Here is an 11,827-nt window from a genome sequence, read left to right as displayed (position 1 = left end):
AGCGCCATCGCCGCCTCCACCGACAGCCCACCGGGCACACCGGAAAGCGCGTCTAGCACGCACGCCGCCCCGAGCTGGTCCTCCACCGACGGGGGCAGCGAACCGTCCGGCCAGCGCTCCCCGGAGGCCACCACGCCGATCGGGGCGTCGATCGAGCCGTACCCCTGGTCGGTCAGCCAACGCCCGACGGCGCGGGCGTTACGCAGGCAGGCCGCGACCACCGGCAGCCCCGTGGCACTGGCGGCGGCGCTGATCGCCGAGCCGTTCGGCGACGGCAGCACCAGGTCTGCGACGGCCGGCGCGGTGCTCAGGGCCGCCGGGGAGAGCGACCACGGCTGGGCCGGGGTCACCTGCCGACGCCCCACGGCGGCGACCGCGCCGACCCGGCGGGCGTACTCGGCCGCCTGTTCGCCCCAGGGAAACGGGTGCACCCGCATGCCCCGGGCGACCGCCACCTCCACGGTGGTGGTGAACGAGAGCACGTCCACCACCACCAGGACGGCGCAGACGCGGCCGAGTTCCGCCGCCCCGGCCAGCCCCCAGTCGAACCGGGCGCCCGAGCCGGGCTGGGCGTAGACCGTCGCGGTCAACGCCTCAGCGCTGATCGGGCGCGGCGGACCGATCGGACTCACCGGGGTCGGGACCGTCCGCCGGCTCCGTGCCGTCGACTCGCTGCGGCTCGGCCCCGGCCGGCTGCGGCCCGTCGGCGGCGACAGCCGGGGCGACCTCAGCCGCTGGCGGCTCGGCAGCCTCCGGTGCGGGAAGCTCCGCTGCTGGCGCGGGCGGCTCCGCCTCGCCAACGGCCGGCGTCGCCGCGACGGGCTGCGTCGCGGCCGCTGCGGCGGGCGGCGCGGCGGGGACGGCCCTCGCCGACCCGACCGGCTGCTCCGACCCGCCGAAGAGCCTGGGCAGCGTGGCGGTGTGCGCGGCGGAGAGTTCGTCCAAGCCGATCCGGAACTGGCCGCGCACCTCCAACGCCCCGCCGGCCGGGTCGGTGACCCCGATGAACTCCCACGGCACCCCGTGCTCGGCGCACAGTGCGGTGAACGCCTTCTCGTGGCCGCGCGGCACCGAAACCAGAACCCGCCCGGCCGACTCGCTGAACAGGAAGACGAACGGCATCGAGCCACCGGTGAACTGCTCCGGCACCGCGATCGCCGCCCCGACGCCACGCCGGAGGCAGGACTCGACCAGACTCTGGGCGAGACCGCCGTCGGAGAGGTCGTGCGCGGAGCTGAGGTGCCCGACCCGGGCCGCCTCGGCCAGCAGGTCGGCAAGCTGCCGCTCGCGGCCCAGGTCGACCTGCGGCGGGATGCCACCAAGGTGCTCGTGCGTGACCCAGGCCCACTCGGAGCCGGACAGCTCCACGTGCGTCTCGCCGAGCAGGAAGAGCTGGTCGTGGTCGCCGGCGGAGCGGGGGACGAAGCCCATCGGCACCCGGCTGGCGACGTCGTCCAGCACGCCGAGCACGCCCACGACCGGGGTCGGGTGGATCGCCGCCGCGCCGGTCTGGTTGTAGAAGCTGACGTTGCCGCCGGTCACCGGGATGCCCAGCTCGAGGCAGCCGTCCGCCAGGCCACGCACGGCCTCGGCGAACTGCCACATCACGCCCGGGTCCTCCGGCGAGCCGAAGTTGAGGCAGTTGGTCACTGCGATCGGCTTCGCACCGGTCACGGCCACGTTCCGGTACGCCTCGGCCAGCGCCAGCTTCGTGCCGTGGTACGGGTCGAGGCGGGCGTACCGGCCGTTGCCGTCCAGCGACAGGGCCACGCCGAGGCCGGTGCGCTCGTCGATGCGGATCACGCCGGAGTCCTCCGGCTGGGCGAGCACGGTGTTGCCCAGCACGTACCGGTCGTACTGCTCGGTGACCCAGGTCTTGTCGGCCAGGTTCGGCGACGCGATCATGCGCAGCACCGTCTCGCGCAGGGCATCCGGCGTCGACGGCCGGGGCAGCGTCTCGGCGCGGTCGGCCTGAAGCAGGATCAGGTCGGCCGGCTCGCGCATCGGGCGGGCGTAGACCGGACCGTCGTCGACCAGCGAGCCCGGCGGGACGTCCACCACGAGCTGGTCGCGCCAGGTGATCACCAGGCGGCCCGGCCGCCCGTCCGGCGACGGGGCGGTGACCTCGCCGATCGCGGTGGCCCAGACGCCCCACTTCTCGGCGGTCTTGAGTACCGCCTCCAGCTTCTCCGGTGCGACGACCAGCAGCATCCGCTCCTGGGACTCGCTGGCCAGGATCTCCTGCGGCTCCATCGAGGCCTCGCGCAGCGGGACCCGCTCCAGCCAGACCCGCATGCCGGTGCCGGCGGAGGCGGCCGTCTCGGTGAGCGCGCAGGTCAGACCCGCGCCGCCCAGGTCCTGGATGCCGACGACCAGCTCGGCGTCGTACAGCTCCAGGCATGCCTCGATCAGCAGCTTCTCCATGAACGGGTCGCCGACCTGCACGGACGGGCGACGCTGCTCGCTGCCCTCGTCGAAGGTGGCGCTGGCCAGCACCGACACGCCGCCGATGCCGTCGCGGCCCGTCCGGGCGCCCATCAGCACCACGACGTTGCCGGGGCCGGTGGCCTCCTTCTTCTGCAGCCGGTCGACCCGCAGCACGCCGAGGCAGAGCGCGTTGACCAGCGGGTTGCCCTGGTAGCAGGGGTCGAAGACGACCTCGCCGCCGATGTTGGGCAGGCCGAGGCAGTTGCCGTAGCCGCCGACGCCGGCCACCACGCCGGGCAGCACCCGGGCGGTGTCGGGGTGCTCGGCCGCGCCGAAGCGCAGCGGGTCCATCACGGCGACCGGGCGGGCACCCATGGCGAGGATGTCCCGGACGATGCCGCCGACGCCGGTCGCCGCGCCCTGGTACGGCTCGACGAAGCTCGGGTGGTTGTGCGACTCGACCTTGAAGGTCACCGCCAGCTCGTCGGAGACCTGGACCACGCCAGCGTTCTCGCCGATGCCCGCCAGCAGCCGGTCGCTCGGCGGGGCCTTCTCGCCGAACTGGCGCAGGTGCACCTTGCTCGACTTGTAGGAGCAGTGCTCGCTCCACATGATCGAGTACATGGCCAGCTCGGCCTGGGTGGGGCGCCGGCCGAGGATCTGCCGGATCCGGGCGTACTCGTCGTCGCGGAGACCCAGCTCCGCGTACGGCTGAAGCTCCTCGGGGGTTTCGGCGGCGCGCGACACGGTGTCCAGGCCGTGCGCCCAGTCGGCGGCCGGGACGGGCCGGGACGACTCGGGGTGGACCGGCTCGCCGGGCCGGGCCGGGGCGACCGGGCCGGCCTGCGGAGCCACGGTGGCCGCGAAGGGCTCCGCCGGGGCGGCGGGGAAGCCGCCCGGGGTCTCCCGTACCGCCGGGTCCGGATGGGTGGTCATGACCTCTCCTCGTTGCGCTCGCCGCCGCCGGGGCGGTGGAGCCGACCGTTGGTGCCGCGCACGGTCACGCCGGCGCCCCCACCAGGTGCTTGAGCACCGAGGTGAAGAAGCCGAGGCCGTCCAGGGAAGGGCCGGTGAGCGCCTCCACGGCGTGCTCGGGGTGCGGCATGATGCCGACCACGTTGCCGGCGGGGTTGGTGATGGCGGCGATGTCGCGCTGCGACCCGTTGGGGTTGCCGCCGACGTAGCGGGCGACGACCCGGCCCTCGGCCTCCAGCTCGTCCAGCGTCGGGGTGTCGGCGACGTAGCAGCCCTCGCCGTTCTTGACCGGGATCAGGATCTCCTGGCCGGGCTGGAAGGCGTTCGTCCACGCCGTGCCGGCCGCCTCGATCCGCAGGACCTGGTCGCGGTTGCGGAAGTGCAGGTGCTGGTTGCGGGTGAGCGCGCCGGGCAGCAGATGAGCCTCGCAGAGAATCTGGAAGCCGTTGCAGATGCCGAGCACCGGCAGGCCGCCACGGGCGGCGTCCACCAGGGTCTCCATCACCGGGGCGAACCGGGCGATGGCGCCGCAGCGCAGGTAGTCGCCGTAGGAGAAGCCGCCGGGTAGGACGACGGCGTCCACCCCGCGCAGGTCCGGGTCGCCGTGCCAGAGCCGGACCGGCTCCGCGCCGGCGATTCGGACGGCCCGCGCCGCGTCCCCGTCGTCGAGCGAGCCGGGGAACGTCACCACACCGACCCGGGCGGTCACGGTTGCGCGTCCACGGTCTCGACGAGGCGGACGGTGAAGTCCTCGATGACCGGGTTGGCGAGCAGCTTGTCGGCGATCTCCCGGGCCCGGTCCAGGTCCGGTTCACCGGTGAAGTCGATCTCGATCCGCCTGCCGATCCGGACAGAGGCGACGTCGCTGACGCCGAGCCGGGGCAGCGCGTTTGCGACGGCCTGGCCCTGAGGATCGAGGATCTCGGGCTTGAGCATGACGTCGACGACGACGCGAGGCACTGGGCACTCCTGACTGTGTACGCAGTTGGGTGCCGACCCACAACGGGCGAGCGCAGCCAGCCTACCTGGCAGATACCGCCTCAGCCGCACCGGCCGGGGGCAGTCCAGGCAGTGATCGACATAACCGGCGGGACGCGGGGACGTATCGCGTCCGATCCCGCGCGATACGTCCCGGAGGCAGGCGATTCACCGCGGCTGCGTTCGCCAAATTGTTACATCGCGTACGACCGGGCCCTGGATCACCTCGGTGGCCGGTGTCTGCCGGTTAGGGCCCTGCCCGACGCGGATGGTCGGCGGAGCGCCGGCCGTCCGCGCCGACCCCTTTTGCAGCATCCGATCAGGTGGCCACGGCCGACGAACGGCCGCCGGCCGGTGCGACAGCATCAGAACGTGCTGGTCGTGACGACGGATCAACTGCCCGGCTACGAGATCCGCCAGATCCTCGGCGAAGTGGTGTCCTCGATGGCCAGGACGCGCAACCCGTACCGCGAGGGGGTGAAGAACCTCCGCGGCGGCGCGTACGACCCGATGGCGCCGGACAACCTGACCCGCTGGCGTACGGACTCGGTGGCCCGCCTCGGCGACGAGGCCCGCCGCCTCGGCGCGAACGCCGTGATCGGCATGCGCTTCGACAGCCGGGACTGCGGCGAGATGTGGATGGAGATCTGCGCGTACGGCACGGCCGTCATCGTGGCCCCCAAGACCCCGGACGTCATGCCCCCGGACCAGCCGGCGATCGCCGCCGACACGGCACACGACCCGGCGATCGCCGAGGGCCCGGGCGGCATCGCCGAACCGGCCAGCGCCCCCGACCTCTCCTCGGCGGCCGAAACCCCCACCCGCGACTTCTGACCCACCCCCGCCGACCGGCGGGGTCAGAGAATAGGGGGCGGAGTGTAGGTGGCCGCCGCGGGGTGGGCGCTGACGATCTTGGCGATGCGGGTGGTCACCCGGTCGACCTGGGCCCCGGCCGCGCCCACGAAGGCGGTGCGGTCGGCAACCAGGGCATCGATGTCGGCGCGGGACAGGCCCAGGCGGGCGTCGGCGGCGAGACGGTCGAACAGGTCGTTCTCGGCGGCCGCCCGCTCCCGCATCGCCAGCGCCACACCGACCGCGTGCTCCTTGATCGCCTCGTGCGCGGCCTCCCGGCCGACGCCCCGGCGTACCGCCGCGACCAGGATCTTCGTGGTGGCCAGGAAGGGCAGGAAGCGCTCCAGCTCCCGGTTGACCACCGCCGGGTACGCCCCGAACTCGTCCAGCACGGTGAGGAACGTCTGGAACAGCCCGTCGGCGGCGAAGAACGCGTCCGGCAGGGCCACCCGGCGGACCACCGAGCAGGAGACGTCCCCCTCGTTCCACTGGTCGCCGGCCAGCTCGCCGACCATCGACAGATACCCCCGGATGATCACCGCGAAGCCGTTCACCCGTTCGCTGGACCGGGTGTTCATCTTGTGCGGCATCGCGCTGGAGCCCACCTGGCCGGCCTTGAAGCCCTCGGTGACCAGCTCCTGGCCGACCATCAGCCGGATCGTGGTGGCCAGCGACGACGGCGCGGCGGCGACCTGGGCCAGCGCGGCGAGCACCGCCAGGTCGATCGAGCGGGGGTAGACCTGGCCGACGCTGTCCAGCACCCGGGCGAAGCCGAGGTGCTCGGCGACCCGACGCTCCAGCTCGGCGACCTTGTGGGCGTCGCCGTCGAACAGGTCGAGCTGGTCGGCGGCGGTGCCGACCGGACCCTTGATCCCCCGCAGCGGGTACCAGGCGATCAGGTCCTCCAGCCGCTCGTACGCGATCAGCAGTTCCTCGGCGGCCGACGCGAAGCGCTTGCCCAGCGTGGTGGCCTGCGCCGCGATGTTGTGCGACCGACCCGTCATGACCAGGCCGGAGTGCTCGTTGGCGAGCCGGGCGAGCCGGGCGAGGGTGGCCACCACCCGGTCGCGGACCAGCTCCAGCGACGCCCGGACCTGGAGTTGCTCGACGTTCTCGGTGAGGTCCCGGGAGGTCATCCCCTTGTGCACGTGCTCGTGCCCGGCGAGCGCGCCGAACTCCTCGATGCGGGCCTTCACGTCGTGCCGGGTGACCCGCTCGCGCTCGGCGATCGAGGCCAGGTCGACGTCGTCGAGCACCCGCTCGTACGCCTCGACCACGCCGTCGGGGACGGCCACGCCGAGGTCCCGTTGGGCGCGGAGGACGGCGAGCCAGAGCCGCCGCTCCATCCGCACCTTCTCCTCAGGTGACCAGAGGGCGACCAGCTCGGGCGAGGCGTACCGGTGGGCGAGCACGTTCGGGATCGTCGTCACGTGCCTCATTCTCCCGCACGCCGGGCCCGCCACCCGAGCCAGCCCGCCCCTGGCGACGGAGCGGGTCGGCGCGGGCCGGCGGAGAGCCGCTGCTGGTCAGACGCGGAATGTCGTGCGACGTCGCGGTCACCACGAGGGTCTTGGCCTGCTGTGGCGTGGGCGTTGCGCAGGAGGGACCACCGCCGCAGACATGGTCAGCGGAGGCGGTACACGGTCACCGGGCCGGCGACGAACCGCACCTCGGCGAGCCGGGCCAGCTCCGGCGACACCGGGCCGGCGGCCGAGTCGGCGAGCAGCCACCGGACGCCGTTCTCGCGGCGCACCCGGTCCAGTTCCCCGGCCGTCGGCGCGGTGAACAGCCGCTCGTTGCGGGCGAACAGCTCAGGGTCGGGCGCGGGCTGCCGGGGGTACGAGAAGCCGTCGCGCGCGTGCGCGGCCAGGGCCTCGTCCGTGTAGCCCCAGCTCTCTACCAGCGCCCGCCGTCCGCCCAGCCCGCTCACCCAGAAGGCCCGCGCGTCGCAGTGCGCGACGGTCGGCACCGGCCGGCAGTGCACGTTGGTGGCCACCACGTCCTCCGGGCCGGCATGGGCGTCCAGCCAGAGGGCGGCCCGCGCCTCGTCCCGGGTGATCGCCCACGGCCGGTCGGCGGCGGCGAGCACCCGGGGCGGGTCCCCGACCCGGCGGGCGGTCCACTCCAGGCCGCCGGCCACGCTCGCCCCGCACAGCGCGGCGACCGCCCCGGCCACCGCCGCCCGGCTACGCCACGACGCCCCCGCCGGAGGCCGATCCTCGCCGGGCCCCGCCGGCAGCCGGCCCCGGCCCTGGTCCCGTCGGGTGCGCAGCCTGGTGAGCAGGACGGCCAACAGCGCGGCGACGCCGGCCAGCAGCAGCACCCGGCCCGCCGGCACGGCCATCGCCCACAGCCAGGCACGCCGCGTCCGCTCGGGTGGGCCCAGCGGGTCGAGCAGCCACTGGGCCGCCGCGCCCACCACCCCGGCGACCGCGACGACCGGCCACCACGGACGCGCCTCGGCCAGCAGCCAGCCGGTCAGCAGCGCCCCGAACGGGACCACCGCCAGGAAGAAGTAGAGCTGGCTGACCGACGGGTGGAAGAAGGACCAGGCCCCGCCCGCCCCGGCGACCAGTGCGCCGGCCAGCAGCCATGCCGCCGGGTCGACCCGGGTGCCCCGGCGGGCCAGGAGCAGCACTCCCACGAACCGGGGCGCCTGGAGCACCAGCCACCAGCCCAGCACGGCGACCGCGAAGAGCCACCCGGTGCCGCCGGCCGCCGCGAGTCCCGGCGGCAGCAGGCCGCCGGCGGCGATGCCCCCGCCCGCGCCGACGGTCTGCCGCCACGGCGCGGTGAAGCGCAGCACCCCGAACACCTGCGGGGAGAGCACGCCCGCGCCGCCACCGGCGAACAGGCGGTACCCGACGGCCATGGCCGCGACCAGCACCGCGAACAGCGACACGACGGCCCACGGCACCCGGCGGGCCCGCCAGCCGACGACCACCCCGGCCAGCGCCACCCCGGCGATCAGCGGGGGCAGGCCGCTGGACTTGGCACCGGCGACGGCCAGGCCCGCCGCCGGCACCAGCGCCCAGCCCGGCCCGGGCCGCCGGCCGCGCACCACGTCCACGCAGACGCCGATGAGCAGCAGGAGCAGGGGCAGCAGGTACGTCTGCGACGGGCTCTCGACGGACAGCGGGAGGGTGCCGCTGGCCGTGGCGGCTGAGCCGAGGGAGAGCGACACCCCGACGTACGCCGTCCCGGCGGCGACCGGACCGGCCCACCAGCGTCCGCTGAGGTCCCGCGCCAGCCCGGCGGTGACGACGACGGCCGTCGCGGCGACCGGCACCAGCCACAGCCGGAGCAGGACCGTCGCCGGCCCGGTACCGGTGATCATGCTGGCGCTGGCCAGGTGCGCGTCGACGAGGTAGTGGTAGCGCAGCGGCTCCCCGGCCAGTTGCGGCAGCTCGAAGGGCATGTCCCGGGTCAGCTCGTGCACCAGCCCCAGGTGGTAGAGCAGGTCCTGGTAGTAGACGTGTTCCACGGCGGAAGCGGGTTGGTCCGCAGCCCACGAACGTCCAGGCACTAGCAGACAGCACCCCGGCGACCGCCAGCGTCCAGGGCAGCGGCAGCGGCCCGGGGTCGGGCGATCCCGCCAGTGCCGCCGCAGCCCGGGCACCGCGACGGAGAAGCGCCAGCACCGGGACCCGGCCACCAGCGCAGCGCCGGCTGCGTGCCGCTGGCCGTGGCGAGCGCCCCAGGCGGCGAGCTCCAGCAGCAGGCCGACCGCCGCGCCGTAGCCCCAGGTCCTCCGGCAGGTTGCCCCGGCTGCCCCGAAGCGCCCGGTGCACGAGCGTGCCGGGCAGCACCAGGGCGAACGCCCAGTAGGCGACGTACCGGGCGACGTCGCCGCCGGGGGTGCCCGTCCACCACCAGCCGGCGAGGAGGGCGGCGAGCGCCGCCGACCAGGCGAGCGCCGCCGCGACCCGACGGGCCACCCCGCCCCGCCCTGCCGGCACGCCCCGCGTCGCGGGCGCCTCGCGCACCGCCGCGTCCTGCGTCAGCACGGCCGGTTCAGTCACCGGCCCGGCCGCCCGTCACCGCCACGGCCGGCGCGTCGCGTACGCCGGTCGGCTCGACGCCGGTCACGTCCGGGGGGTCGGGGACCTCGGCGGAGTCGAAGCCGACGAGGTGGGTGGGGCGGTTCTGCACGGTGCGGTAGATGCGGCCGACGTACTCGCCGAGCAGGCCGAGGCAGATGAGCTGGACGGCGCTGAACAGCAGCACCGCCACGAACAGCGAGGTCCAGCCCGGAATGGTCGCGCCGTCGGCGTACGCGATGAGGCCGAGGACGGCCAGCACCAGGCAGGACGCGAAGCTGACCACGCCGAGCCAGGTGGCCAGCCGCAGCGGCGCGGCGGTGAAGTTCGCCGTGCTGTCCCAGGCCAGCGCGATCATCCGACGCAGCGGGTACTTCGTCGCCCCGGCGGCCCGGACCGCGCGGGAGTAGCGCACCTCGGCCGCGGCGAAGCCGAGCGAGGGCACCAGCAGCCGGTACACCGGGGTGCGCTCGGGCAACCGGCGCAGCACCTCCACCACGTCCCGGCTGACCAGCCGGAAGTCGCCCGCCTGCGCGGGCAGGTCAGCGCCGACGATGCGGCGCATCAGCCGGTAGTACAGGCCGGCGGTGCCCCGCTTGAAGGGCGTGTCGGTGCTCCGGTCGGCGCGCACCCCGTACACGACGTCGACGCCCCGCTCGCGGGCCGTGGCCAGCATCTCGGGGATGACCTCGGGCGGGTCCTGGAGGTCGGCGTCGATGCTGACCACCCAGCGCCCCCGGGACCGGTGCAGCCCGGCGGTCAGGGCGGCCTGGTGGCCGCTGTTGCGGCGCAGCCGGACCACCCGTAGCTGGGGCCAGGACCGGGCGTGGTCGAGAAGCAGCCGGGCCGTGCGGTCCCGGCTGCCGTCGTCGACGGCGACCACCTCGTACGTGGCGCCGGTGCCGTCGAGCACCGGCCGCAGCCGCTCGACGAACACCGCGACGACGTCCTGCTCGTTGTACATGGGGACGACCACGGACAGGTCCGGTGCCCCGGCTGCGCTGATGTCCATCGGTGTGCCGGGCCCCGTTCGGACGCAGAGTACGGATCTTGCCGGCGCGTGCGCACCGCCGGTCACCCTGCCGGCCCGAGGTCACCACAGCCACACACCGAGCTGAACGCACGGTGAACGTCGGCCGCCGGCCACCTGGCCGCCGGACGGCGACGTGCTGCGCGTCCCGGACGAAGAGCCGTGGCCCGTGCGTCGGCGCCCGGGTGACGGTCAGCCGGCGGGTCAGCGTTCCAGGATCGCGGTGACCCCCTGCCCGCCGGCCGCGCAGATCGAGATCAGCCCCCGCCCGGAGCCGGCCTCGGCGAGCAGCTTCGCCAGCGTGGCGACGATCCGCCCGCCGGTGGCGGCGAACGGGTGGCCGGCGGCCAGGGACGAGCCGTTGACGTTGATTTTGTCCCGGTCGATCGGCCCGAGCGGGGCGTCCAGGCCGAGCCGGTCCTTGCAGAACTCCGGCGACTCCCAGGCGGCGAGGGTGGCCAGCACCTGGGAGGCGAACGCCTCGTGGATCTCGTAGTAGTCGAAGTCCTGCAACGTCAGCCCGGCCCCGGCCAGCATCCGGGGCACGGCGTACGCGGGGGCCATCAGCAGCCCCTCGTCGCCGTGCACGAAGTCGACGGCCGCCGTCGCCGACCAGGAGAACCAGGCGAGCACCGGCAGGTTGTGCTCGGCCGCCCACTCCTCGCTGGCCAGCAGCACCGTGGACGCGCCGTCGGTGAGCGGAGACGAGTTGCCGGCGGTCATGGTCGCGTGCTCGGCGTCCGGGCCCCGGTGGCCGAAGACCGGCTTGAGCGAGCCGAGCTTCTCCAGCGTGGTGTCCGGACGGAGGTTCTGGTCCCGGGTCAGCCCCAGGTAGGGGGTCATCAGGTCGTCGAAGAACCCCCGCTCGTACGCGGCGGCGAGCCGCTGGTGGGAGCGCAGCGCCAGCTCGTCCTGGGCCTGCCGGTCGACGTTCCAGCGCAGGGCGGTGCGGGCGGCGTGCTCGCCCATCGACAGCCCGGTACGCGGCTCCGCGTTGCGCGGGATCTCCGGCTGGAACGGCTGGAGTGGGCGCAGCTTCGCCGCGATCCGCAGCCGCTCGCCGAGGGTGCGGGCGGAGTTGAGCCGGATCAGGGTGCGCCGCATCTCCTCGTTGACGGCGAGCGGGGCGTCGGAGGTGGTGTCGACGCCGCCGGCGATGCCGACGTCGAGCTGCCCGAGGGCGATCTTGTTGGCGACCAGGATCGTCGCCTCCAGGCCGGTGCCGCACGCCTGCTGGATGTCGTACGCCGGGGTGTGCGGGTCGAGCTTCGAGCCGAGCACCACCTCGCGGGTGAGGTTGAAGTCCCGGGAGTGCTTGAGCACCGCCCCCGCGACGACCTCGCCGACCCGCTGCCCGGCCAGCCCGAACCGGGCGACGAGCCCGTCGAGGGCCGCGCCCAGCATGTCGGCGTTGGACGCGCTGGCGTACCGGGAGTTGGACCGGGCGAAGGGGATGCGGTTGCCGCCGATGACCGCGACCCGCCGGATGCTCTGCACGATCCCGCCTCCAATTCAGGACTTGCCC

Annotated in this window: 8 protein-coding genes and 1 pseudogene; 1 reads left to right on the top strand and 8 read right to left on the bottom strand. The window is 74.5% G+C overall.

Translation table 11 applies throughout. The annotated features are described in order from the left end of the window. The 4 genes from MCAG_RS15790 to purS form a co-directional block, all read right to left on the bottom strand. Window positions 1-590, bottom strand: a 590-nt coding sequence (locus MCAG_RS15790) for a 2-phosphosulfolactate phosphatase (protein WP_036377285.1), incomplete at its 3' end; no start/stop codon positions are given. Window positions 591-594: 4 nt separating this feature from the next. Then, a complete protein-coding gene (purL, locus tag MCAG_RS15785; RefSeq protein WP_007073985.1) occupies window positions 595-3,363 on the bottom strand; it encodes a phosphoribosylformylglycinamidine synthase subunit PurL in 2,769 nt (922 codons plus the stop codon). Between the two features lie 64 nt (window positions 3,364-3,427). After that, complete coding sequence (gene purQ, locus MCAG_RS15780) at window positions 3,428-4,111, bottom strand: phosphoribosylformylglycinamidine synthase subunit PurQ (RefSeq protein WP_007073984.1); 684 nt, start codon at window positions 4,109-4,111, stop codon at window positions 3,428-3,430. Next, window positions 4,108-4,362 carry a phosphoribosylformylglycinamidine synthase subunit PurS gene (gene purS, locus MCAG_RS15775; protein ID WP_036373627.1) on the bottom strand — a complete coding sequence of 85 codons (255 nt, stop codon included), beginning with the start codon at window positions 4,360-4,362 and terminating at the stop codon, window positions 4,108-4,110. Before purS ends, purQ begins: the two co-directional genes overlap by 4 nt. A gap of 286 nt (window positions 4,363-4,648) precedes the next feature. Here purS and MCAG_RS15770 point away from each other — a divergent pair. Further along, window positions 4,649-5,214 (top strand): annotated as a pseudogene (locus MCAG_RS15770) (YbjQ family protein). A gap of 23 nt (window positions 5,215-5,237) precedes the next feature. On the opposite strand, the gene purB reads toward MCAG_RS15770, so the two are convergent. The 4 genes from purB to MCAG_RS15750 form a co-directional block, all read right to left on the bottom strand. Then, window positions 5,238-6,662 carry an adenylosuccinate lyase gene (gene purB / locus MCAG_RS15765; protein WP_007073981.1) on the bottom strand — a complete coding sequence of 475 codons (1,425 nt, stop codon included), beginning with the start codon at window positions 6,660-6,662 and terminating at the stop codon, window positions 5,238-5,240. 194 nt (window positions 6,663-6,856) lie between these two features. Then, window positions 6,857-8,716 (bottom strand): hypothetical protein, encoded by a 1,860-nt coding sequence (locus MCAG_RS15760; protein WP_036373624.1) that lies wholly within the window; start codon window positions 8,714-8,716, stop codon window positions 6,857-6,859. A gap of 530 nt (window positions 8,717-9,246) precedes the next feature. Further along, window positions 9,247-10,284: a glycosyltransferase family 2 protein gene (locus tag MCAG_RS15755; protein WP_036373620.1), complete on the bottom strand. Its 1,038-nt coding sequence runs from the start codon at window positions 10,282-10,284 to the stop codon at window positions 9,247-9,249. Between the two features lie 222 nt (window positions 10,285-10,506). Next, complete coding sequence (locus tag MCAG_RS15750) at window positions 10,507-11,799, bottom strand: acetyl-CoA C-acetyltransferase (RefSeq protein ID WP_007073978.1); 1,293 nt, start codon at window positions 11,797-11,799, stop codon at window positions 10,507-10,509. Window positions 11,800-11,827 lie beyond the last annotated feature (28 nt).

Source organism: Micromonospora sp. ATCC 39149 (assembly GCF_000158815.1).
Taxonomy (GTDB): Bacteria; Actinomycetota; Actinomycetes; order Mycobacteriales; family Micromonosporaceae; genus Micromonospora.
Note: the sequence above shows the minus strand (reverse complement) of the source record. Positions and strands in the feature narration are given on the sequence as shown.